17 protein-coding genes are annotated in these 22,971 nt (G+C 68.7%); 7 read left to right on the top strand and 10 right to left on the bottom strand.

Going from position 1 to position 22,971, the window contains the following annotated elements; genetic code table 11:
- Positions 1 to 476: 476 nt before the first annotated feature.
- The 3 genes from CS0771_RS23075 to CS0771_RS23065 all read right to left on the bottom strand — a co-directional run bounded on the left by CS0771_RS23075 (position 477) and on the right by CS0771_RS23065 (position 7,680).
- Positions 477 to 1,667 (bottom strand): site-specific integrase, encoded by a 1,191-nt coding sequence (locus CS0771_RS23075; protein ID WP_212842942.1) that lies wholly within the window; start codon positions 1,665 to 1,667, stop codon positions 477 to 479.
- A 1,660-nt stretch (positions 1,668 to 3,327) separates the two neighbouring features.
- Positions 3,328 to 4,374 carry a zinc-binding dehydrogenase gene (locus tag CS0771_RS23070; RefSeq protein ID WP_244870966.1) on the bottom strand — a complete coding sequence of 349 codons (1,047 nt, stop codon included), beginning with the start codon at positions 4,372 to 4,374 and terminating at the stop codon, positions 3,328 to 3,330.
- Positions 4,375 to 4,461: 87 nt separating this feature from the next.
- Positions 4,462 to 7,680: a cytochrome P450 gene (locus CS0771_RS23065; RefSeq protein WP_212842941.1), complete on the bottom strand. Its 3,219-nt coding sequence runs from the start codon at positions 7,678 to 7,680 to the stop codon at positions 4,462 to 4,464.
- Positions 7,681 to 7,980: 300 nt separating this feature from the next.
- Here CS0771_RS23065 and CS0771_RS23060 point away from each other — a divergent pair, with 300 nt between their 5' ends.
- The gene (locus CS0771_RS23060) at positions 7,981 to 8,652 is read left to right on the top strand and encodes a TetR/AcrR family transcriptional regulator (RefSeq protein WP_212842940.1); all 672 of its coding nucleotides are present in this window, start codon (positions 7,981 to 7,983) and stop codon (positions 8,650 to 8,652) included.
- A gap of 192 nt (positions 8,653 to 8,844) precedes the next feature.
- Here the strand turns inward: CS0771_RS23060 and CS0771_RS23055 are convergent, their stop codons facing one another.
- The 3 genes from CS0771_RS23055 to CS0771_RS23045 all read right to left on the bottom strand — a co-directional run bounded on the left by CS0771_RS23055 (position 8,845) and on the right by CS0771_RS23045 (position 12,447).
- The gene (locus CS0771_RS23055) at positions 8,845 to 10,299 is read right to left on the bottom strand and encodes a diguanylate cyclase (protein WP_212842939.1); all 1,455 of its coding nucleotides are present in this window, start codon (positions 10,297 to 10,299) and stop codon (positions 8,845 to 8,847) included.
- Position 10,300: 1 nt separating this feature from the next.
- Positions 10,301 to 11,008, bottom strand: a complete 708-nt coding sequence (locus tag CS0771_RS23050; protein WP_212842938.1) for an HD-GYP domain-containing protein — start codon at positions 11,006 to 11,008, stop codon at positions 10,301 to 10,303.
- A 632-nt stretch (positions 11,009 to 11,640) separates the two neighbouring features.
- Positions 11,641 to 12,447 (bottom strand): TetR/AcrR family transcriptional regulator, encoded by an 807-nt coding sequence (locus CS0771_RS23045; RefSeq protein ID WP_212842937.1) that lies wholly within the window; start codon positions 12,445 to 12,447, stop codon positions 11,641 to 11,643.
- A gap of 136 nt (positions 12,448 to 12,583) precedes the next feature.
- On the opposite strand from CS0771_RS23045, the gene CS0771_RS23040 reads away from it, so the two are divergent.
- From CS0771_RS23040 to CS0771_RS23015, 6 genes are all read left to right on the top strand, one after another.
- Positions 12,584 to 13,708: a VOC family protein gene (locus tag CS0771_RS23040; protein ID WP_212842936.1), complete on the top strand. Its 1,125-nt coding sequence runs from the start codon at positions 12,584 to 12,586 to the stop codon at positions 13,706 to 13,708.
- Positions 13,705 to 14,643 carry a fumarylacetoacetate hydrolase family protein gene (locus CS0771_RS23035; protein WP_212842935.1) on the top strand — a complete coding sequence of 313 codons (939 nt, stop codon included), beginning with the start codon at positions 13,705 to 13,707 and terminating at the stop codon, positions 14,641 to 14,643. Before CS0771_RS23040 ends, CS0771_RS23035 begins: the two co-directional genes overlap by 4 nt.
- Positions 14,640 to 16,529, top strand: a complete 1,890-nt coding sequence (locus CS0771_RS23030; RefSeq protein ID WP_212842934.1) for an acyl-CoA synthetase — start codon at positions 14,640 to 14,642, stop codon at positions 16,527 to 16,529. Before CS0771_RS23035 ends, CS0771_RS23030 begins: the two co-directional genes overlap by 4 nt.
- Positions 16,526 to 16,876, top strand: a complete 351-nt coding sequence (locus CS0771_RS23025) for a DoxX family protein (protein ID WP_212842933.1) — start codon at positions 16,526 to 16,528, stop codon at positions 16,874 to 16,876. The genes CS0771_RS23030 and CS0771_RS23025 overlap by 4 nt, the downstream gene beginning before the upstream one ends.
- The gene (locus tag CS0771_RS23020) at positions 16,873 to 18,408 is read left to right on the top strand and encodes a bifunctional 3-(3-hydroxy-phenyl)propionate/3-hydroxycinnamic acid hydroxylase (protein WP_212842932.1); all 1,536 of its coding nucleotides are present in this window, start codon (positions 16,873 to 16,875) and stop codon (positions 18,406 to 18,408) included. The genes CS0771_RS23025 and CS0771_RS23020 overlap by 4 nt, the downstream gene beginning before the upstream one ends.
- Before the next feature lie 68 nt (positions 18,409 to 18,476).
- Complete coding sequence (locus CS0771_RS23015; RefSeq protein ID WP_212842931.1) at positions 18,477 to 19,016, top strand: hypothetical protein; 540 nt, start codon at positions 18,477 to 18,479, stop codon at positions 19,014 to 19,016.
- Positions 19,017 to 19,071: 55 nt separating this feature from the next.
- On the opposite strand, the gene CS0771_RS23010 is transcribed toward CS0771_RS23015, so the two are convergent.
- The 4 genes from CS0771_RS23010 to CS0771_RS22995 are packed head-to-tail and all read right to left on the bottom strand — an operon-like array spanning position 19,072 to position 22,837.
- A complete protein-coding gene (locus CS0771_RS23010; protein ID WP_212842930.1) occupies positions 19,072 to 19,878 on the bottom strand; it encodes a zinc-binding dehydrogenase in 807 nt (268 codons plus the stop codon).
- A 15-nt stretch (positions 19,879 to 19,893) separates the two neighbouring features.
- On the bottom strand, positions 19,894 to 21,168 hold the full coding sequence (locus CS0771_RS23005; protein ID WP_212842929.1) for a cytochrome P450: 1,275 nt from the start codon (positions 21,166 to 21,168) through the stop codon (positions 19,894 to 19,896).
- Positions 21,169 to 21,221: 53 nt separating this feature from the next.
- A complete protein-coding gene (locus CS0771_RS23000) occupies positions 21,222 to 22,622 on the bottom strand; it encodes an NAD(P)/FAD-dependent oxidoreductase (RefSeq protein ID WP_212842928.1) in 1,401 nt (466 codons plus the stop codon).
- Entirely contained in the window at positions 22,619 to 22,837 is a 219-nt protein-coding gene (locus tag CS0771_RS22995) for a ferredoxin (protein WP_212842927.1), read from the bottom strand. The genes CS0771_RS23000 and CS0771_RS22995 overlap by 4 nt, the downstream gene beginning before the upstream one ends.
- Between the last annotated feature and the right edge of the window lie 134 nt (positions 22,838 to 22,971).

Genomic DNA, 22,971 nt, shown 5'->3' with positions numbered 1-22,971 from the left:
GCGCTACAGCGGCTCAGACCTGTCGCTGAAGGCCCGAAGGCTGACCAGCCCTCGACCAGCGGGGCGCGACCCGAAGCGCAACTCACCGCTGCGTAGCGGCGTAAGGGTTCAGCCTTGGTCGTCTTCGAAACACCACGGGCATAGAGGCGACACACCTGACACACCTGACACGTCGCCGTAGCCTCTCCACCGTCTGCAGAATTGGTGTGCAGACGATGGGTGCCTTTGACACCGTGCCTATTGACGTCCTAGGAACCTATCCATGGGCGCCACGACGGCTGTCCACGGCCTCGCTCGAGTTTGCCGGCGGCTTAGGCAAAGTTTGCGGCCGATGGGGACAGTAAAGGGTGCGCCGAAGCTTCACCCGGCTCTCAACAGAGCCAGGGGCACCGAACGATAACGCTACCGCTAGCTTGCGCAGCGGAAACAGCGACCAGGTCAAGCTACCTTCAGCGGCTGCGACGACCCTTTGACGTTCAAGTCAGCAACCGCCGACAGGCCGTTTTCCGATCATCACCCATCGCGGAACTCGCATGCTCGCGCTTCCATGGCCGGACCTGCTGCGGGATCCACCAAAGCCTGTCGCTCTCCCACGGCGTTGCGGTCACCAGCGCGGCGACGTCCCCTGCAGCCTGCGCCCGGCGTGAGGCGTTGACCCGCGTGTAGTACCGCATCAGCGTGGCCGCATCATGTCCAAGCCGCTCGGCCACCTCATGCACCCCGTAGCCGGAGTCCAACAGGGTGGAGGCGAGCAGGTGCCGGACCTGGTGCGGCCCGATCGCGCGGACGCCCGCCGCCGCGGCGAGCTTGTTGAACCGGTCGGTGACGTTGTCGGGCCGTAGCGGCCGGTTGGTGCGGCCGGTGAACATGTACGGGCTGCGGGCGTTCTTGCGCTCGTGCGTCAGCGTGTTGAGCGTGATGCTGTCCAGCATGACGGTGCGGATGCCGTTGTCGGACTTGGGTCGCTTCTCCCGCACGACGCTGCCCGAGCCTTCGACCATCCGTTGCCGTCGCACCTTCAGCGTTGCCATGTCGGTGTTGAGGTCGGTCCATTTCAGGCCGCATAGCTCGCCGCGGCGTAGCCCTGACACCAGTAGCAGACGCCATAGCGGGTAGAGCCGGTCGCCCTGGACATGCCGCAGGAACGTCCGGGCTTCATCGAGGGTCCAGACCGGCCGCAGTTTGTCGGACAGGCGCGGCTTACGCGTGCCCAAGCTGAGCCCGGTCTCCTCGTAGAACGCCTTCGACAACACCAGGTCCAGGGTGCGCAGGGTCGTCCGCGAGTAGCCTTCGGCTTCCAGTGCCCGATACATCCGTTCGACTGCCCGCGCGCTCAGCCTCGATGCCCGCAACCGGCCCACGTGCGGGTAGGTCAACCCGAGCAGCCACCGGTAGTTGTGAAGCGTGTTCGGCTCCAGTTCCTGCTTCCGGGCCTGCAACCAGCCGTCGCACAGCGCCCGAACCGTACCAGTCATGCGCGTCTTCGGCTGGCCGGCGTCGCGCTGGGCGCACAGCCGCCGGTACTCGGCCAGCGCGGCGTGGAAGGTCGCGAACCCCGACCGCCGTGCCTGCACCCGCGACCCGTCCCGGCCACGGCCCATCTCCAGCCGGAAGCCGAACATACCCGTCTTCAGATCCCGCACGATCGCGTCAACTTCGTTGCCCATCAGAACACCTCCACCTCCGCTGTTTCGCGCTCGGCCAGGGCGGTTCCAGAGCCCTGGACAGCACAGGCCATGACGCGTCGGTCACCGAGCAGTGATCTGCCGTGCCCGCCGGCAGCGTCCGCCCACTTCCAGCGTGATCTGGCCATCCCGCGCATCCTCGTCCTTGGCGCACTGGCCTGAACCGAGTTCAAGCTGGGCTCGTCCTACTGAGGCGCGGCTGTCATCACCCCGCTCATGCGCACTGCCGGTGACCCCCTACCACTGCGTAACCGGCCTTCGGTTCCTGTGCGCGGTCCCCCGGCCAGACCGTTACGGGCCGATCGTGCAGATCGTCACTGTGGTCGGCTATGCCGCCGTCTGAGTCGCGGGCGGCGTCTTCGGCGCCCTGGGGCCGATGGGTCAAGTTGTCCATGAGCGGTGTGCTCGACCGCGGCCGGCGGTCTGCGCACAGCACGGGTTCCCGAGGCGTGACTGCCACGGAGACCGAGCTGTCTCACCAGAGGCCCAGAGCACACCGCCTACGCATCCTAGGAACCTCGGTCCAGGCTGGCGACACGTCTCATCGGAGCCTGTGCGGCACCGAAGACCTGCGGTTACGGCGTGGGCATGTGTCCCGAGCGTGTCCCCACTGTCTACAGACGACCCGCATTCTGATCACTCACGGACTGGGCCGCCGGCACGTCCCGCAGGCATGATCATGAAGACTTCCGTGGCAATTCCCGCTGCCCGTCAGCGCATCTGAGAATGCCGCCCAGGACGCGTCACGCCACGACCAAGATCAAAGAAGCCTTCGCCAGGTGAGACCCACCAAGTTCCATGGGCGGGATTCGTCAAAACCGTACGCTCGTACGTGTAAAGAACCGTGTCTCGAAGATCATCGAAGCCCGTCTCCGGAGTCCAGAAACGGGCTTCTACCAGGTCTTACACACCGTCGGGCTGGCCGGATTCGAACCGGCGACCCCTTGACCCCCAGGGGGGGTTGCTGTGGGGGTCAGCGGTGTACTAGGAAACGTTTGCCGAGGTCGCCAGAAGTATAAAGTGGCCCAGTCAAGGGGTCTGTGATTGCACCATTTCTACGCCGCGTTTGCCCAGCTCAACCGGCTGCCGGGCACGATCTCCACTCCAGTAGCCGCCCAAAACTGGATTCATCCGGCCAGACTACCGTCGCTGCTGCGAGCCCGCCTCCGCTGTGCGCGATCGTCGGCGCCGAAGGTCCGATCGCGCACAGCGGGCCGAAGCCGACCCGAGACCAACGCCGCAGCATCGTCACCGGTCCGGCGACGCGTACAGCGTGACTTGGCTGTGGTAGCGCATCAGCGTCGCGGATCGCGGCCCATCCGTTCGGCAACCTCGTTCACGCTGTAGCCGCCGGCCGCCAGACTCGACACCATCATGTGCCGGACCCTGGTGAGGTCCGAGCACCGTCGCGAGGGAGGATGGATGGTCTACCCCGCGACTCACATGTATGCCCGACCGCGACGAGGGCGCGCTTCTTTCCCGCCTCGAGAGGCGATCTGTTGAAGCGGGGGCCAGGAGTGCGCCTGTGGTGCGAGCGGTGTTGTACGCCTCCGCCCAGTCTGCCCTGCGTATGCGTCGCGGCATTCGGTGCCGGGCGCCGGTGCTGGCAGCACCGGCGCCCGGCTGGCTTCATAAAAGCCTGTCAGGGAACGAGGACAAGGCGGATCGGATCGCCGATCTTGTTCTCCAGCCGGTGGATTGCGTCGGCGGCGTCGGCCAGCGGGATGTGGTCGGTGATGGAGGGCGCCAGATCGAGGCGGCCGTTGGAGGCCAGCTGCACCAGTTCGGAGACGGACTCAGGGAAGCCGCCGTAGTGCCCGCGCACCTGCTTGGACAGGTAGTTGAAGGTCAGGCCTTCGCTGATGGTGAGCGGCTCGGGCGTGATGCCGACCAGGATGAGTGCGCCGTGCTGGCCGAGCACTGCGGCGGCCTGCTCGCGGACCGCCGGGAAGCCGGCACAGTCGAAGGCGAAGTCCAGGCCGCGCCCTCCCGTGACCTTGAGTATCTGATCGGTGAAGTCGCCGGCGGTCGGGTCGAGTGCGAGGTCCGCGCCGAAGGCCAGGGCGCGCTGCCGGGCGCCGGGCAGCGGGTCGATGGCGATGATGGGCGCGGCACCGACCAGGCGGGCGACGCGGATGTTGTGCGCGCCCACTCCGCCCACTCCCCAGACGCCGATGGATTGGGCGGGGCGTACTCCTGCGGTGGCCACGACGGCGGCGTAGGGGGTGGAGACCGCGTCGGGGATGATCGCGGCCTGGTCGAAGGGAAGCTGGTCGGGGATGGGAATGAGCGTGTCCTCGCGGGCGAGGGTGTACTGGGCCCAACCGCCGTCGTAGTCGATGCCGCGGGTGCGGATCTGGGTGCAGGGGCGGCGCCGCGCGCAGTCGGCGCACTGGTCACAGCTCTGGCCGGCTTCCAGGGTGACGCGGGTGCCGGCGGTCAGTCCGCGCCGGAGGCCGGGGCCGAGGCTGTGAATCACGCCGGAGACCTCGTGGCCGACGGTGACCACGTTGGAGGTGGCGAATAGCGGGACCAGGGAGCCGTCGATCAGGTGGACGTCGGAGAGGCAGACGCCGGCTGCCCTCACCTCGACGAGCACTTCGCCCGGGCCGGGTACGGGCACGGGCACCTCCTCCACGACGAACTTCTTCGAGTCCAGATGGAAGCGTCCGGCGAGCATGGTGTCCATGGTGATCCTTCTCTGCGTGTGTCCCTCGATGGTTCGAGGTGCATGGTGCGGTGGGTTTGTAGGCGTGTCGGGCGTGGCGTTCGCGGATCAGGCGAAGACGTCCTGCTGGTAGCGGCCGTCTGCGTCGAGCTGGGCGAGCCACTTGTGGGCGGCCTCGTCGTCGCCGTCGGTGCGGTCGCGGTAGAGCGCGGCGAGTGCTTCGCGGACAGCCGGGGCCATGCGGCGGCCGTCGCCGCAGACGTAGACGTACGCGCCGTCTTCGAGCGCCTGCCACACCGTGTCGGCGGCGATGGTGATGGCGTCCTGGACGTAACGGGCCGGGTGGTCGACGACCGCGGAGTAGGCGGTGTGGATCTGGGCGATTCCGGCGTTCTCCCAGGCCTGCATCTCCTGCTGGTAGAAGTAGTCGTGCCCTGGGTGGCGGCAGCCGACGAACACCTGTGACATGCCGACCTGGGTGCCGTTGGCGTGCTGCCAGGCGCGCTCTTCCAGGAATCCGCGCAGCGGTGCGACGCCGGTGCCGGGGCCGATGAGGATGAGCGGCGTGGCGGGGTCGGCCGGCGGGGCGAAGGTCGGCGAGGGCACGCGCACGTAGCCGTAGAAGACGTCGCCGGGTTCGAGGCGTGCGACGTAGGACGAGCAGAGCCCGCGGTACTGGCCGTCGCCGGACAGGGCGGGTCCCTCCACCAGGCCGACCGTGAGCCGGACGTGGCGCGGGTCAGCCAGCGGGGAGGAGGAGATGGAGTAGAAGCGGGGACGGATCGGCCCCATCATCGCCAGGAACGCGGCCAGCGGCAGGTCGATGGCGGCGAAGCGCTCCAGCAGGCCCAGCACCGAGACGCGCTTGCCGAGGATTTCCTCCTGGTAGCGCTGCTCTGCTTCCTCCGTGTCGGCCGTGTATGCCTCCAGCTGCGGTCGGGTCCAGGGGCACGCGGTGTGCTGGGCCAGGGTCTGGATCTGGGAGCGGGTGGCCACGTCCTGCAGCTCCAGGAACTCGGTGACCAGCAGGCCGGCGGTCACGGGTGTGCCGACCGGCAGGTGTGTCCTGCCGCCGCCGGGCTGGTCGAGTCGCAGCACCTGGTCGTGCTCGACACCCAGCCGCGCCAGCGCACGCTTGACCAGGGCCGGTTCGTTCTTGGCGAAGACAGCCAGGTGGTTGCCGGTGGCGTAGGTGACCCCTTCCGCCAGCTCGACGGTCAGGGACTTCGCCGACGGGCGCGGCGGCTCGATCTGGAAGTCCCACAGCCCGGTCGGGTCGCTGACCAGTTCCTCGTTGGCGACCACGGTCAGCGGGTAGGCCTGGGCGGAGACGATCGCGGGGCGCACGTCGGCCTCGGTGAGCAGCTGGACCTGGTAGCGCGGCGCGCCGTGGTCGGAGGTGTCGGCGGCGTACTGCTCGGCCAAGGTGGCCCACAGGGTGTTCATCCAGCGCGTGGCCATGCCGTCGAAGTCGCCGGCGGCGTCGGCCACGCCCCGCTCGATGACCGGGGTGGCGCCAGCGGCCAGCAGGGCCTGCTCGATCCGCTTGGGGAAGGCCTGGTAGGTCGCCACCCACTGGGTGTTGCCGGCGCCCAGCAGCGCGAACCGCACGTCGGCAAGGGAGCCTTCGGCCAGCCCGACGCCGATGAGGTCGTCGAAGCGCTGGGCGTTGTCCGGCGCCTTGCCGTTGTAGCTGCCGGCCACGACGACGAGCAGGCCCTCGGTGGGCAGGTTGTCGCCCAGCTCGTCCAGGCTCGTCAGCGTGGTGCCGAACCCGGAGCGCTCGCCGCGGTCGGCGATCGTACGCGCCAGGTCCTCGCAAGATCCTAGGCTGGAGCCATAGGCGACGGTGAGGTTTACCCCGACACCGCTGACCGCGGCCTGCGCCTGCGTGTCGTCAGTCTGCAGATCCGCGGCGCCGAAAACGGTCCGCTCGTGCTCCTGACGGGTGCGGACGACCAGCTCGAAGTCGCCGGGCTTGCGCGTCAGCGCCTCACGCACGTCCATCCTGTAGTCGCCGGTGTCGGAGAACTTGAACTTCTGCAGCACCAGCGCGAGGGCCAGACGGGCCTCAGTGAGCGCGAACTGGCGGCCGATGCAGGCACGCACGCCGTTGCCGAACGGCTTGTAGGCGTGCGGGTGGTGCTTGGCGCGGTTTTCCGGCAGCCACCGGTCGATATCGAACTCCTCCGGCCGCTCCCAGGCCTTGGGGTGGGTGTGCAGCGGACCTTCGAGGATATTGACCCGCGTTCCCTTCTTCAGCAGGTAGCGACCGCCGATGACGGCGTCCTCCAGCGGGGCCTTGCCGAAGGCTGGGATCGGAGCCCAGATGCGCAGTGTCTCGTCGAGGATGCGCGGGATGACGTCCAGCTTCATGATCGTGTCGTAGTCCGGTACGGTGTCGCCGGGCAGCAGGCGGTCCACCTCGGTGTAGGCCTGGGCCAGCACGTGCGGGTTGCGCATCAGCGAGTAGGTGGCAAACGACAGCAGACCGCTGGTGGTCTCGTGACCGGCGATAAGGAACGTCAGCACCTGGTCGCGGACGTTGTCGTCGGCCAGCAGCTTGCCGGTCTCCGTGTCGGTGGCCTCCAGCATCAGCCCCAGCAGGTCCTCCTCACCGCTGCCTCTCCCCTCGCGGCGGTCCTTGATCACACTCTCCACCAGCTCCTGCATCAGCTGGATGTTCTCGCGGTACCTCTTGTCGTCCGCCTTACGGAGCTTGGTCATCATCGGCAGTTCCTGCGAGCGCCGCAGCGACTCCACCAGCGTGCCCAGCAGCGCGTTGAGGAAGGGGTGCAGTTCCTCCTTGTCGAAGGACTGGAACCGGTAGCCGAACCCTGACAGGGCGATCGTGTCCAGCGTCAGGCGGGTGTAGTCGTCGGTGATGTTGACCGGCAGACCTTCCCTGTGCTCCCACTTGCCCACCAGGTTCTGCGCGATCTCCAGCATCTGCCCGAAGTAGGCCCTCATCGCCCGCTGACTGAACGCCGGCATGAGGACACGGTGCGCCATGCCCCATTCCTCTTCATGCTGGTGGGCCGTGAACAGGCCTGCCCCCGCGAAGTCCCGGACGTGTTGCAGCGGCGTCTTGTCGATCTGCTTGAAGAACCGCGTCTCGTCGCAGACCTCGGCCACCAGGTCCGGGTCGTACACGAAGACCTGCTCGATGCCGGCGATGTCCATGCTGTAGATGCCCTCGGGGAACTGCTTGGACAGTTCGCCGAAGTACTCCACGGGGTTGGTTCTGGGGATCTGCGGCGTGTGGCCGAGGATCGGGATTCCGCGCGGTGAGCGGATGGAGCGTAGGTCGGTGGGTTGGATGGCCATGGGTTCTGCCCTCCTAATGAGAGAAGGTCTGGGGTAGCTGTCGACGACCCTCGCGGCACAGGACCACCCGTGGCATGTGTGGTCATCGACGGCCATTGGCGCCGCCCCTGGTCTCAGCGCGGTTGAGATGGCGTCTTCGCAGCTCTCCACCGGCGATGACTTGATCAGCACTGACAAAATTATCAGGTAGTGCCTCGCAACTCCAAGGACCATCTCCAGAAATGACTCAGAAGTGATGTAGGTATCAGCGCTGAGATGTATGAGGCGCAACAGTGAGAGCTGGGATAAGTTGGGCTTGTGATGAAGCCTGTTGCGCAAGCGTCTGACAGCTGCACGGTCGTGCCGAGCCGGATCGAGCGACGCAAGGCGCATACGCGCAAGAAGCTGGTCGATGCCGCCCGAGTCATGCTCGCCACCGACACCGCTGCGCAGGCGAGCATCCAGGAGATCACCGACGCCGCCGACGTCGGCTTCGGATCCTTCTACAACCATTTCTCCAGCAAGAACGAGCTGTTCGCTGCCGCGGTCGACGACGTGCTGGAGGAGCTCGGGGAACTGCTGGATCAGCTCAGCGTCGACGTCGAGGACCCCGCGCTCGCTTTCGCCCAGTCGGTCCGGCTGACCCTTCGCGTGTGCCGCAGCCGCCCGCAGATCTCGGCGGTGCTGGTCCGGCACGGCATGAGCTACGTGGACTCGACGCGGGGTCTGTCCCCCCGTGCGCTACGCGACATCCAGGCTGGGGTGGCGTCGGGCCGCTTCACTATCACCGAACCGCGACTGGCCCGCTCCGCCGTCGCCGGAGCGGTGCTGGCCACCCTGCATCTGTCGCTGACCGACCCCGGCCTGGTCGACGACACCGCATGCGATCAGCTTGCCGAGCAGTTGCTGCGCATGCTCGGCGTGCCGCCGGAGGAGGCCCACGCCCTGGCCAACACGCCGCTGCCAGCCGCCGATTCACCAGTACATGGCTGACCGCCATCTATTGCGCCGACTCCGCCCGCTGAACGGGGCAGAAGGCAGGCGCGATCCTCATCGAGCACATGCCTCGGCACACGGTAGGCGGGCCGTCCGGGCTCGCCTACCGGCATGACGATCCTCGCGGGCCAGGCCACCGAACAGCCCGCGAGGATCACCGGACCTGGCCGGAGGCGTTCCGACTAAGCTTCAGGACGCGACCATCGCCGAGATGCTCTTGTCCCGTTTCGCCGCGTACAAGGCCTCGTCGGCGCGGCGCAGGGCCATCTCCGCGGGCTCGCCCGGACGCCGCAGGGCGACACCGACGCTGATCGTCTGCCCGCGATCGGCCACCGCAGTGGCCATTCGTTGCGCGACCCGTTCGGCCTCGTCCTGGTCCGACACGTCCAGCACGGCGACGAACTCGTCACCGCCGACGCGGAACACCTCGTCGCCCTCGCGCAGCGCCTGTCGGATCGCGTCGGCCACCTCGGTGAGGGCACGGTCTCCGGCGGCATGCCCCCACATGTCGTTTATATCCTTGAAATTGTCGATGTCCATGGCCAGTATGGCGGTGCGCGACGGAGCGCTCGAAGCCAGGCGGCCGGCCAAGGGCCGACGGTTCCGAAGGCCGGTGAGCGGGTCCGACTCGGCCAGGGTCTGCAGTTTCTGCTGTGTGCACATGCGCTCGTAAACCACGGCGGCATTGGTCATCAGCAGCTCGAGCACAACGGCCGTGTCCGAGGGCGGCTGAAAGGCAAGCTCGTCCATGACCAGAATCGCCGCGTCGAAATCGAGGCGCTCCCTCCCCGTATGCACGGAGGCCGCGATCAGGGTACGCACACCGGCATCCATGAGCGGTTCGAATCCGCGGGTGTCGAGAACGCTCCGATCGCCCCTAGAGTGCGACGCCTGGTGTTGACATGCGGCGTCCACCAGCCTGGACAGGCTCTGCGGTGGTAGTGCGCTGACGGCATCGACGAGGCGCCGCGACCCCGACGCACAGTAGTCCCCCATGACGATGAGCGGCGGACCGATCCACTCGGCGAACTCGTCGGCCCTGCGGACGAGCAGGGCCGCGCACCGCAGCCCGGACAGATCCACGGCTGCGCGGCAGTATCGTGCCGCCAGCTCGGCGGGATCGTCCGCGGCGACGAGGCTCAGCGTGTTACGCAGCAGCCATTGCGGCACGCTCTCCTCGGACGGCCCGCCGAGCTGATGGATTCGCCTGCCGAGCAGGGCACCGATCCTCGTCAGCGCCGCCTCCCAGTCCTCAAGATCGGCCAACACGCTGTCGAACTCGACGTTGACCACACCGATCGCAGACTCGTGCCGGCAACGCACCGGAGCGGAGATCACCGAACCTATCCCCCGGCCCGCGTACAGACCGGTGTACTCGATCGACGCATCGCGCAGCGCGGCCGTATCACCCGTGCTCAGCACACGTCCGGCGATGCCGTAGTTCACCTGTACGGCTCGCGGCGCCCGCCAGACACCACTGCACGCGACCAGGTACAGGTGGTTGGCGTTGGTCAGCAGCACATCCACCGACACGCCCGAACGGGCGCTCAGCGCACCCACCACCGCATTGCACGCACGAATCACGGAGTCGCAGACACGCAATGCCTGCGCCACCTCATCGACGAGTTCTGCCGTTCCGGCCATGTCACCGGTCCTCCTCTGCCTGTCGGGCAGCACGGCGCTGCCAGCGGCCGCAGTTCGCCTGCTGCCGGGCCCCGTGCCCGGGCAGCAGCGCGGGCTCGTCGATGGCGCCTTCGTCGACAAGATCAAGGAAGGCGTCGACCGCCGCCGGATCGAACTGGGTGCCCCGTCCGGACTTGAGCTCTTCACGCGCCTGGGTGACCCCCAGCGCTCGGGCATAGGGCCGATCGACGCGCATGGTGGCCCAGGCGTCGCATACCGAGATGATCCGCGCCTCGATCGGGATGTCCGCGCCGGTAAGGCCGCGTGGGTAGCCAGCCCCGTCATACCGCTCATGATGGGCGGCGACCAGCGGCGCCAGATCCGGCCGGTCCGCCAGCTCGACGATCAGGCGCGCTCCCTCGTCCGGGTGGCGGCGCATCTCCTCCCACTCTGACGCGGTGAGCCGACCCGGCTTCGCCAGCAGCGACCCGTCGATGCAGATCTTGCCGATGTCATGCAGGCGTGCCGCAGCCGCGGTGCGCAACTGCGCCTGGCCATCCAGGCCCATGCGCGCGGCGGTTCGCGCCGCCCACCGGGCGACTGCAACGGCGTGCTCCCCCTCCCCCAGCACGGTGTCGATCTTGTCGGCCAGCCACAGGAGCTGCGGCGGCAGCTCGCTTTCGACGTCGACGACCGGCATCGTGTCGAGCGGTCCCGCCAGCGTGGTCATTGCAATTCCCCATGTTGGTTTTCTCCTGCGAAGACGCAAAGAGGTGCCGGACAACAGTCCGCGGACCGGCTCGGAAAACGAGATGATTCCCCGAACCGGACAAATGAGACGTACGTGCTGGTCTTCTCCAGCGACGAAGCCTCGGGCGGAGGCGTACGCGCCTCTCGAGCGGAGCCGTGGCCGTGCTGAATTATCTATCTCTACTGACGAAATTATCAGATATGAGCATGGCGCCCAACTACCTTCGTGGAAGATGCCAGAAGCGAGGTGAATTCCGACGTGAGCCGCCACGGACTGCCTGTGCGTGCACCAGGCGGGTGTCCATACCCGTTGGCGACAGCGCACGGGATGCATGACGTTCCCGGCCGCGGCACGCAGGACGATGTAGTAACCAGGAGGTGTGGCAGGCGAGCAGATCGCCCCGCCCGTCCGGATGTCGCCCCTGTCCGGGATGTCGCCGCGACGATGAGCTGGCCGGTGAGGTAGGCGGCGGAGATCCGGCAGTAGGTGAAACCGGCCCGGCAGGCGCGGGCATGAGAAGGGAACACCTTCGTGGGCCGCCCGACGATCTTTGCGCTGGAAGTTCCTTGAACTTCGCGGCCGGCGAACACGCAGGCCCACGTCAAACAGAGTCACCCCAGGCGAGGCGGGCTGAGATCTCCCCGACGACAAATCCCCAGTCCCTGGGCAGCGACTTCCACATGGGGCGAATCACTCAGGCAACGGCCCGACACACATCGAGCACCAGCCGCGCCCATGGGCGGCGTCAGTCCTTGATGATGGCCTTCAACGTGCGCTGCGCGCTCAGCGCGACCAGGTAGCGGATGCTGGCATATCTCGCTCGCGTCGTCGTCTGGCATTCCCAGCATGCGCAGCACAACCTGTGCGACGTGGTCGGTTGATGCATCGCCGTCGCGTTCGGGCTGGTCGCGTAGCAGGCGACCGAGGCACAGACCCGCGCCGACGACCATGACCATGGCCAGATCGGTGTCACGCACGCTGAAGCGGCCGGCACGCACGGCGTGATCGATGTCGCGGCGGGCACGTCGTGCAAGGCCTTTGTCCGGCGCGGCCATGGCCAGCCCGTAGGTGAGCATGAGCTGGCTGAGCGCGGGTTCTCGGCGGTGGATGCGCCCGGTCAGCCGGAAGCTCTGCGCGAAGGCGTGGGCCGGGTCGTCCAGGCCGGCACTCAGCTCGTCGAGCCTGGTTCCGTGGCGCTCCAGGGCATCCTCCAGCGCTGCCTGGAAAAGCTGCTCTCTGCTGTCGAAGTGGTTGTAGAAGGAGCCCATCCCCACATCGGCCGCCTGCGTGATCTCGAGGATGGGCGCGTTCAACCGGCCGGCTGCGATGACAGTCTGGGCGGCCTGCATCAGCGCCGCCCGCGTGCGGGCCTTGCGCCTTTCCTGCCGGCTCGGGGCGTCCGTGCTGCGTTGAGCCATGACTGCTCACCTCACGGTCGTAAGTCATCAATGTTAGCGGCACAGGTCAGCGATGATGAAACTCTCAGTTTCTCTTGACTGACAGTATCCTCGTGGATGATGATTTCATCAAGAAGTCCGGGGAGGGGCGTCGACAATGCGTGAACCGCATGCGGGTGTGCACAGCGAGCACGGTGCGCTGCCCGAGGAACACCCGGGCCGGGCGCGCCAGCCGATCGTCAAGGTGCACGACCTGGCGTGGCTCGAGTTCCACAAGCCGGATCTGGAGCGCGCCGAGCTGTTCGCCCACGCGTTCGGCTTCACGACGTCGCTGCGCACGCAGCAGGAGCTGCATCTGCGCGGCACGGATCCGGGCGCGCCGTGCGTTCTGATCCGCCGCGGCGCCCGCTCCCGGTTCATCGGCCCGGCCTTCACGGCCGCCGACGCCCGCGACGTGCTGCGCCTTGCCGACGCCACCGGCACCACCGTCGCACCGCTGCCGGAAAGCCTCGGCGGGGTGAGCGTGGACCTGGCCGACCCGAACGGGATACGAGTGCGGGTCGTCGCGGACACGCACGAGCTGCCGGCGCGGCCCGCTCAGCGGCCGCTGCCGTTGAACGTCGGGCACGACCCGGTGCGGCTCAACGCCACGCAGCGGCCACCGCGGGAACCGGCCAGGGTGCAGCGGCTCGGCCACCTCGTGCTGCAGTCGACGAGATACGTGCAGACGCTCGACTGGTACCTGGAGCATCTGGGCCTGATCGTCAGCGACTTCCTCTACTACCAGGGGCAGCGCGAGCGCGGGCCGGTGATGAGCTTCATCCGTTGCGACCGCGGCGCCACGCCCACCGACCACCACACTCTCGCGCTGGCCCTGGGCCCGGCCGACCGATACGTGCACTCGGCCTACCAGGTCGCCGACCTCGACGCGCTGGCCGCAGGCGGTGAGTACCTGCGCGAGCACGGCTACCGGCGGTCGTGGGGAATCGGGCGCCACATCCAGGGCAGCCAGCTGTTCGACTACTGGCGCGACCCTGACGGCTTCCTCGTGGAGCACTTCAGCGACGGCGACCTGTTCGACTGCACCCTGGAGCCCGGATGGGCGCCGATGACCGCCTCCGGTCTGGCCCAGTGGGGTCCGCCCGCCACCAGCGACTTCCTCGGCATCAAACCCGGCCGACAAGCACTTCGGGAACTGCGCGCGGTCGCCGCCGCACTGGCCGAGGACAACGAATTCGACCTGCAACGCCTTCGCGGCCTGTTGAAAGTGGCAAACACATGAGCATCAGCATCCTGCGCACGGCCGACGCCTGGTGGGCCGTCACCCCCACCGGCGCGGCCAAGGTCGCCACCGACGCGACCACCACCGGCGAGCTGCTGGCCGACGGGCTGGCCATCGCCGCGGCCTCCGCTAGCACCGGCAACGTCCCGGTCGACACGCTTGCCCTCGTGTCCCCGGTGACGGCACCGTGCCGGGTCGTGGCGCAGATGACCAACTACGCCTCGCACGTGACCGACACCGGAGGCGATCCCGGCACTGTCCCGCTGACGTTCTTCCGTAAGGCGTCCGGGTCGATCAGCGGCCCGCACGACGACGTGGTCCGGCCTGCCCACGTGCGGCTGCTGGACTACGAGGTCGAGATCGGCCTGGTCATCGGCCGTCCGATGCCGGTCGGCACGAGCGTCACCGACGATAACCTCGCCGACTACGTCGCCGGTCTGGTCGTCACCAACGACGTCTCGGCGCGTGACGTCCAGCTGCCGCAGACCCAGTTCTACGAGGCCAAGTCCTACCCCACGTTCACCCCGGTCGGCCCGGCCCTGGTGCTGCTGGACGCCGACGAGCTCAAGCGCTTCACCGACCTGCGGCTTCGGCTGCGGGTCAACGGCGAGCTGCGGCAGGACATGACCGCCGCCGACATGATCTACCAGCCGGTCCGGGCGCTGCAGGCGCTGACCCGGTTCCAGCGGCTCGAGCCCGGTGACCTGGTGCTGACCGGCACGCCGGTCGGCACGGCGCTGAGCGCCCCGCCCAAGCCGGTCCAGTTCATCGCCTCGCTGCTGCCGCCGGCGACGCGATGGAAGCTGTTCTTCCAGGGGCAGGCCCGCAACCCGAGGTACCTCAAGGACGGCGACGTCGTCGAGGCCACGGTCGCCACCGACGACGGCATGATCGACCTCGGGGTGCAGCGCACCATCATGCGGGACGCGGCATGACCGAACAGGCGCTGTGGCCGCGCTACGCCACCCTTGCCGACCTCGCCGCGATCGAGGCCGTGCCCCTGGAAAGTCGCGGCCTGCCGGAGTCGACCTACGCGCTGCTGTCCCGGGCGGCCCGTCGCTGGCCTGACCGTACCGCGCTCAGCGTGCTGCCCTCCGGCGCACAATGGCGCGAGCCGCGGCAGCGCACCTTCGGCCAGCTGCTGGCCGACGTCCACCGGCACGCCAACCTGCTGCACGAGCTCGGTGTACGGCGCGGGGACGCGGTGGCGCTGATGTCACCCAACTGCGCCGAGCTGATCACCGCGACGCTGGCCGCGCAGCTCGCGGGGATCGCCGCACCGCTGGGCGCCGGCCTGTCCCGGCAGCATCTCGGCGAACTGCTGCGGCGCTGCGGCGCGCGGGTGCTCGTCACGGCAGGGCCGGACCTCGCGCCGGCGACCTGGGACACCGCGCAGGCCCTGGCCCGCGACGGCCTGGTCGACACCGTGCTCGTGCTGGCGCCGACCGCCCCGGCGGGCGCGTTGCAGCCGCTGCCGCAGCTCGACGGCGTGCGGGTCGGGTACCTCGCCGATCTGGCCGCCGCGGCCAACCCGTCGGTTTTCGCCGGTGACCTGCCCCGCCCCGGTGATCTGGCCGCGATCTTCCACACCGGCGGCACGACGGGTGCACCGAAGCTGGCCGCGCACACCCACGCCAACGAGGTCGCCGACGCGTGGATGCTGGCCGCCGGCTCCGTGTTCGACGAGCAGACCGTGGTCTTCGCCGGCCTTCCGCTGTTCCACGTCAACGCGCTCGTGGTCACGCTGCTGACGCCGCTGTTCAAGGGACAGCATGTGGTGTGGGCCGGCCCGCTGGGCTACCGCGACCCCGACCTGTACCAGGTGTTCTGGAGGATGGTCGAGCATTACCGCATCGCCGCCATGAGCGCGGTACCCACGGTGTACGCGACGTTGACCAAGTACCCGGTCGACGCCGTCATCACCAGCCTGCGCCACCCCATGGTCGGCGCGTCGCCGCTGCCTGCGGCCGTCCGCGAAGGATTCCAGAAGCACACCGGCAGCACGCTGGTCGAGGGCTACGGGCTGACCGAGGCGACCTGCGCCAGCGCGCGCACCTTCCCCGAGACGCCACGGCCCGGCTCGGTCGGGCAGCGCTTGCCCTACCAGCAGATCAAGACGATCGCCGTGGCCGCCGACGGGACGTGGCGGGACCTGCCGGCCGGGACCACCGGCGTGCTCGCGATCAGCGGCCCGACCGTCTTCGCGGGCTACGTCACCGGCCGCGGCCCCGACGGCTACGTCCTCGACGGGCTCGGCAAGCTCACCGACGGCTGGCTGGACACCGGCGACCTCGGGCACGTCGACGCCGACGGCCACGTCCACCTCGCCGGACGGGCCAAAGACCTCATCATCCGCGGCGGGCACAACATCGACCCGGCGATCATCGAGGCCACGCTGCTGGCACATCCACAGGTCACCGCTGCCAGCGCGGTGGGGCGCCCGGATCTGCACGCCGGTGAGGTACCCGTCGCCTACGTCACCCTCGCCGCCGGTGCCACGGTGACCGGCCAGCAGCTGCGCGACTGGGCCCGCGACCGTGTGCCCGACCCTGCCGCCGCCCCGAAGACAGTCACCGTCCTCGACGAGCTGCCCACCACGGCGGTGGGCAAGCTCTACCGTCCCGCGCTGCGCATGGACGCACTCCGCGCCGAACTCGACGCCGCGCTGCGCGGCATCGCCGGCATACACGACATCCACATCGCGGTCGAGGGCAGCCGCCTCGTCGCGACCATCACCGTCCAGACGACGGCCCACCAGGCGGCCGTCAAAGCGGTCCTGGACCGCTACGCCATCGCCTGGCGTACGGAGGTAAAGCAATGACACTGGCCACCATCGTCCTCGCGATACTGCTCGCCTTGATCTTCGCCGCGCTGGGCGGCGCGAAGATCAAGTCCGTGCCGGCAATGCGTGAACTGGCCGCCGAGGCCGGGTTCTCCACCGCCGCCTACCGCCGCATCGGGCTGCTCGAGGTCGCCGCGGCCCTCGGCCTGCTGCTCGGCCTGCTCCAACCCCTGATCGGCGCGTCCGCCGGCGTCGGCCTGCTGCTCCTACTCGGCGGAGCCGTCGTCGTGCACGTGCGCAAAGGCGACGGGCCCCGCAAGTACGCCCCGGCCCTGGCCTGCGCAGCCCTCGTCGCCGTCTACCTCACACTTCTGGGATCGGCATGACGACCGTGCCCGTAGTGATAGTCGGGGCCGGCCCCACCGGGCTGACCGCCGCCACGCTGCTCGCCCAGTACGGCGTGGAGTGCCTGCTACTCGAGCGGTGGGACTGCGTCTATCCGCAGCCGCGCGCCGTCGCCGTCGACGACGAGGTCCACCGCATCATCGCCCGCCTCGGCCTGCGCGAGCAGTTCGCCGCCGCCTCCCGCCCTCACCACGGGCTGCGGCTGCTCGACCACGACCTGCGCGTTCTGGCCGAGTTCCGGCGCCATCCCCAGGGCCGGCACGGCTTCCCCGAGGGCAGCATGTTCGACCAGCCGGAACTGGAGACGCTACTGCGCGGCAACCTCTCGCGGCACCGCACCGTCACCGTTCGCGGCGACGCCGAAGTCACCGGACTCACACAGGACCGGGACGGCGTGCTGGTCGACTTCACCGACCTGGCCACCGGCCGACACCACTCGGTGCGCGCCCAATACGTCCTGGGCTGCGACGGCGCCAACAGCCAGATCCGCACCGCCATCTGCGCCACCATGACTGACCTCAAGTTCACGCAACGGTGGCTCGTCGTCGACGTGTCCACCGACGCCGACCTCGGTCACTGGGAAGGCGTCCACCAGGTCTGCGACCCGCACCGGGCCGCGACCTACATGCGCGTCGCGGCCAACCGCCACCGCTGGGAGTTCCAGCTGGCACCCGGCGAGACCGCCGACGACTACCAGCACGTCACCGCCCTGCACCCGCTGATAGCCCGATGGACCGGCGAACTGCCGGTCGAGCGACTGCGGATTCTCCGCACCGCCGAGTACACGTTCCGCGCGCAGGTCGCCGACAGGTGGCGCGACGGCCGCATCTTCCTACTCGGCGACGCAGCCCACCTCACCCCGCCGTTCGTCGGACAGGGCATGGCAGCAGGCCTGCGCGACGCGATGAACCTCGCCTGGAAACTCGCCGGCGTGCTCGACGGATCCCTGCCCGAAGCGGTGCTCCACACCTACCAGATCGAACGCGCTCCGCATGCCCGTTCCATGATCAAGCTGGCGAAACTGATCGGCGTCCTGATGACCGGCGGCGCGCTGCACCGGCTCGTCCGCCGCGCCGCCCTGCCGTGGCTGCGGATACTGCCCGTGCTCACAAGCCTGATCGCCGACAGCCAGACTCCCGCGCTGCCGCGCTCGGCGCTGGTCGTGCGTGCGCAGCTACGCCGCGGACTGCCGGGACGGCTGTGCCCCAACGCACTGCTCGACGACGGCAGGCGCTACGACGACGTGGCCGCAGGACGGTTCGCTCTCGTCACGTCCACCGAACCGTCCGCCGCCCAGCGGGCCGACGTCACGGACACCGGAGCGGTCGTCATTCACGCACGGCCCGGCAGCCAGCTGCACCGCTGGCTCGTCCGCGGGCGGGCGCAGGCAGTGCTGGTACGGCCCGACGGCACGGTGCTGAGCGCAGGACTCAGCCTTTCGGCGCTCGTGGCGCACCTGCGCCTGCTCGTGGAATCGGCGCGGGCGGGGCAAGCACACAACTCGCCGGGCTGAAGGCACCTTCGTCATAAAATGATCTCGTTTGTCGTTATCGCGCCTTGGGCGCCGCCGAGGGAGAACGCGTGGACGCACCCGACATGAACGTCGGCAAGGCTGCCGACTCGGTCCTGGCGGAGTACTCGGCGCTGCGCGCCGAACTGCTGCACAAACTCGGGGCGCAGAGCACCATCATCAATCTCAACCTGACCGCGATCGCCGGCATCGCCGGTATCGTCATCACCCAGAAAGCGGACATACGGCTGCTGCTGTTGCTGCCGATGATCTCGGGCGCACTGGGCCTGCTTGCACATGACGCCGCACGCGACGTGACCACCATCGCGCACTACATCCGTGATCAACTGGCCCCGCTCGTTGCGCAGTACGTCGGCGACCAGCGTCTGTTCCAGTACGAGGCCCATCTGCTGGAGGACCGGAGACTGCTGCGCAAACTGCTGCCCAGTGTGGTCACCGGTCTGGTCTTTCCCGGCATCTCGCTGGGTTGCCTCTACCTGGTGTGGCCGTACCTGCAGACCCCGCTCGACTGGACGGCATGGGGCCTGGGCATGGTCCTGCTCGTGCTCAACGCCACAGCATGGCTCACGCTCTGGCAGCGCCGGATCTAGTCGGCGGCACACCGCCGGCGCCACGGAGCAGTTCCCGGTCGCTGCTCTGTGGCGTTCACGTATGGGGCGTGATGACCGCACGTCCCTGGATCTTGCCCTCGTGGAGGAGCCGGTACGCCTCGTCGGCCCGCTCCAGAGGGAAGTACTCGACCAGCGTCCGGATCCTCCCCGCCCGTGCCAGGTCCACCACTTCCATCAGTTCGGTGATGTAGCCCCAGTAGGGCGAGCAGACCGAACACTCGTGTGGCGGGCTGAGGGAACTGACCGGCAGCGCTCCCCCGCCCAGACCGACGATCGTCAGGTTCCCGAGCACCCGCGCCACCTGAACAGCCATCCGCAGCGTGGCATCCACGCCGACCATGTCCAGCACGAGCTGGACACCTTGCCCACCGGTCATCTCCCTGACACGGGTGACCGCCTCGTCGCCCGCCATCAGCGCCTCGTCGGCGCCCATGCGCCTGGCGGTCGCCAGTTTGTCGGCAGCGGTGTCCACCGCGACGATCGTCGTGGCGGAGGTGACTGCCCGCAGGATCTGGATCGCCATCTGGCCCAGACCGCCGGCCCCGATCACCACCGCGGTAGAGCCCGCGCCCAGCAGGTACAGCGACCGCTTCACGGCGTGATAGCTGGTCAGCGCGGCGTCGGCGAGCGGGGCCGCCTCACGCGGATCGAGGACGTCCAGCGGGATCAGAAACCGAGTCGCGGACACGAGCAGGTACTCGGCCATCCCGCCGTCGTGGCCGCCCAGGCCTCCGCCCAGACCGCTGGTCCGCTCGCAGTAGTTCTCGCGGCCCTCGCCGCAGTTGGCGCATAGTCCGCAGTCCCACGGGCCGTAGACGATTCGGAAGGCTTGCGTGGTCATCACCCGCTTGCACGGTCAGTCGCGGATCCCGTCGATGTCGACCAGGACGTGGCGAGGGCCGCGGAAGATCTGGTTGTGGCGGTACGGCGGCGGGTCGACGACCAGACGCGGGTTCTGCACGCGGCGGATGAACTCGCCGACGGCCACCTGGACCTCCAGCCGCGCCAGCGGAGCGCCGAAGCAGTAGTGGATGCCCTGGCTGAAGCCGAGGTGCTCGTTGTCCGGGCGTTCGAGGTCGAGCTCGTCGGGGTTGGCGAACCGTTGCGGGTCGCGGTTGGCCGAGCCGTACGCCAGGAAGATCGGCGCGCCCTTGGGGATGGTGGTGCCTGCGATCTCGATGTCTTCGAGGGCGGAGCGGGTGTGCCAGAACTGGACCGACGACTCGAAGCGCAGCAGCTCCTCGACCCCGGGCACGATCAGCTCGGGCCTGCGGCGCAGCTTCTCGAGCGCGTCGGGGTGGCGCAGCAGGGTGAGCACGCTGTGGGCGATGAGGTTGACCGTGGTCTCATGCCCGGCGAAGATCAGGAGCAGGGCGTTGCTTGCCAGCACGCCCTTGGACATCCGCCCCTCCGCACCGTCCTCGTTCACCATCGCCGACAGCATGCCCGGGCCGGGCTGCTTGGCGTACCGGTCGAGCAGCTCGGCTGCGAACTGCTCGAAGTCCTTCACGGCCTGGCGAGCCCCTTCCAGCCGGCTGACCATCTGCTCGGAGCCGGCCTCCGGGCCGAAATCCAGGGCATCCAGGGCCGTCTCGATCCAGCCGTGGAAGCGCGGCTCGTCCTCCAGCGGCACGCCGAGCACCTTGCAGATCACGGTCACCGGCAGGGGGTAGGCGAAGTCGTCGACGGCGTCGATCCGGGTCTTGCCCTTCATGTTGTCCAGAAGCCCGTCGACGATGCGACGGATCTCGGGCTCCAGGTCCGCGATCAGGTGGGGCGCATGGGGCGGGCCGAAGAAGTGCGGCGTCATCATCCGACGATCTCGATCATGCTCGGGGGGATCGCAGGTGATGATGTTCGGCTCCAAGGAGATGACCGCCTCCGTGATCGGCTCGGCCCCCGACTCCGCCGAACCCTCGGCCGGGGCCGCGACCGGGACGGGAAGGTTCCTGGGATCGGAACTGACCCTGTTGTCGTGAAGCAACTGGACGATCTCTCGGTAGGTGCTGACGACATACGTGCCGTCCGGCTGCCGCGCCACCGGCGTCTTGCGCAGCTCGGCGTAGAACGGGTACGGATTGGCCCGGTTGGCATGGCGCAGGGCCTGCTGCCAGGGCGTTTCCTCGGCCATGGTGTTCCTTCTTCCTTACCCTGTCCGGTTACACGCTCGGCCCCGACAGGCGGTCAGCGCCGGGGCCGGAACTCGGCCCTGCGCTCGTTGGGGTCGTGGCCGGTCAGCACGACGTCGGGTACGGCCGTCGGGACGCCCGGTTCCGGGAAGTCGGCCGGCATCGGCTTCATGTCGTCGGGCCGGTCCCAACCGGGAGGCGGAGGCGGGAACGGAGCCGACTCCTGGATCAGCCTCCCGTAATACTCAAGCCACCTGCCGTGGTTGAAGGTGACGGCGGCGACGATGCGACCCCGACGGCCGTAGGCGGCAGCGAAGCGGCGGTCCTTGACCGACCCCTGAGTGAAGACGATCTCGTCGCCGAACGGCGGCACGCCGACGGACTTGATGTTGACACCGAACTGGCCGGACCAGAAGCCCGGCAGGAGCAGATTCGGGCGGTAATGGGGCTCGAGGTTCACCATGTTGTGTGCCGCCGCCTGCGCGCCCAGGACGGCGTTGTCCCAGTGCTCCATCGCGAGAAACTGGTACTCGTACAGCACGTGAGGTGCCCTCGCCACGTCCCCCGCCACGTAGACGCTGTCGGTCGCGACGCCGTTGATGTCGAAGGCGCGACCGCCGGCGTCGCAGCCCACGCCCCAGAAGCCGGCCGCCAGCCCAGAGCCCTCCAGCCATTCCACGTTGCGGATCGACCCGAGCGAGGCCAGCACCACGTCAGCCGCGACGGTGGTCCCGTCCGACAGGTGAGCACGGCGCACATGGCCGCCCGCGTCGCCCTCCAGCGACGACACGCCCACCCCGCAGCGCAGGTCCACGCCATGATCACGTTGCATCTGCGCGGCGATCTCACCGATCACCCCGCCGAGCGCGCCGACCAGCGGCGCCGAGCCCCGCTCGGCGACGGTCACCGGGATGTCGAGATCCCGGCAGACGGAGGCCGCCTCCGAGCCGATGAACCCGGCGCCGATGACCAGGACCCGCGAGGGCCGCGCCGCCAGCGCCCGTTGCAGCCCCGCGGCGTCGTCACGCGAGCGCAGCGTGTACACGCCCTCCAACGCAGCCTCGTCCGGGTTGGGCCACGGTCGCGCGCGGGTGCCCGTCGCGATCAGCAACCGGTCGTACGGGACCTGCTCGCCGTCGGCCAGCAGCACGTGCTTGGTGGCCCGGTCCAGGCCGGTGGCGGCCACCCCCAGCCGCCACTGCGCGTCCAGTGCCCGCAGGCGGGGCAGCGCGGTATGGTCGGCCGGCACCCAGCCCTTGAGGACCTGCTTGGACAGCGGCGGGCGGTCGTAGGGCTCATACGGCTCATCCCCGATGATGGTCAGAGGCCCGGTGAAGCCCTCGGCGCGCAAAGCTTCAGCGCCCCTCAGCCCCGCCAGGGAGGCGCCGACGATCACGATCCGGCCGTTGGCTCTGAAATCCCGCACCAGCTCTGCGAGCGTTGCCGCCACGGTCATGAGGCCACACTCCGCTCGGCAGCAGCCAGGCGCTCGACGACGATCGCCTGGACAGGGCATGCGGCAGCGGCGCGCTCGACCTGCAGACGCCGCCCGTCATCGGGGTTCGGCTCGTAGACAAGCGCCTCCTCGCCGTTCAACTGGAAGACTTCGGGAGCCAGGAAAACGCATTGGGCGTATCCCTGGCATCGATTCAAATCCACGACGATCCGCATGAGGGCACTCCTCCATCCCGCCACCGGAGAAACCGCCCACCGACCTTGCTGGCAGGCTCCCGCAGGTGCCGGTGAACGCAGGTACTTCGAACCGGCGGCCTACGGGCCATGGCGTCGACCGCTCGACACGAAAC

This window comes from Catellatospora sp. IY07-71, assembly GCF_018326265.1.
In the GTDB taxonomy this organism is placed as follows: Bacteria; Actinomycetota; Actinomycetes; order Mycobacteriales; family Micromonosporaceae; genus Catellatospora.
The sequence above is the reverse complement of the archived record's forward strand: the minus strand, read 5'-3'. Positions and strand labels throughout refer to the sequence as shown.

Coding starts and splice junctions, on each gene's coding strand:
- CS0771_RS23075 (WP_212842942.1), bottom strand. CDS start 1,667: ATGGGCAACGAAGTTGACGCGATCGTGCGGGATCTGAAGACGGGTATG.
- CS0771_RS23070 (WP_244870966.1), bottom strand. CDS start 4,374: ATGGACACCATGCTCGCCGGACGCTTCCATCTGGACTCGAAGAAGTTC.
- CS0771_RS23065 (WP_212842941.1), bottom strand. CDS start 7,680: ATGGCCATCCAACCCACCGACCTACGCTCCATCCGCTCACCGCGCGGA.
- CS0771_RS23060 (WP_212842940.1), top strand. CDS start 7,981: ATGAAGCCTGTTGCGCAAGCGTCTGACAGCTGCACGGTCGTGCCGAGC.
- CS0771_RS23055 (WP_212842939.1), bottom strand. CDS start 10,299: ATGGCCGGAACGGCAGAACTCGTCGATGAGGTGGCGCAGGCATTGCGT.
- CS0771_RS23050 (WP_212842938.1), bottom strand. CDS start 11,008: ATGACCACGCTGGCGGGACCGCTCGACACGATGCCGGTCGTCGACGTC.
- CS0771_RS23045 (WP_212842937.1), bottom strand. CDS start 12,447: ATGGCTCAACGCAGCACGGACGCCCCGAGCCGGCAGGAAAGGCGCAAG.
- CS0771_RS23040 (WP_212842936.1), top strand. CDS start 12,584: ATGCGTGAACCGCATGCGGGTGTGCACAGCGAGCACGGTGCGCTGCCC.
- CS0771_RS23035 (WP_212842935.1), top strand. CDS start 13,705: ATGAGCATCAGCATCCTGCGCACGGCCGACGCCTGGTGGGCCGTCACC.
- CS0771_RS23030 (WP_212842934.1), top strand. CDS start 14,640: ATGACCGAACAGGCGCTGTGGCCGCGCTACGCCACCCTTGCCGACCTC.
- CS0771_RS23025 (WP_212842933.1), top strand. CDS start 16,526: ATGACACTGGCCACCATCGTCCTCGCGATACTGCTCGCCTTGATCTTC.
- CS0771_RS23020 (WP_212842932.1), top strand. CDS start 16,873: ATGACGACCGTGCCCGTAGTGATAGTCGGGGCCGGCCCCACCGGGCTG.
- CS0771_RS23010 (WP_212842930.1), bottom strand. CDS start 19,878: ATGACCACGCAAGCCTTCCGAATCGTCTACGGCCCGTGGGACTGCGGA.
- CS0771_RS23005 (WP_212842929.1), bottom strand. CDS start 21,168: ATGGCCGAGGAAACGCCCTGGCAGCAGGCCCTGCGCCATGCCAACCGG.
- CS0771_RS23000 (WP_212842928.1), bottom strand. CDS start 22,622: ATGACCGTGGCGGCAACGCTCGCAGAGCTGGTGCGGGATTTCAGAGCC.
- CS0771_RS22995 (WP_212842927.1), bottom strand. CDS start 22,837: ATGCGGATCGTCGTGGATTTGAATCGATGCCAGGGATACGCCCAATGC.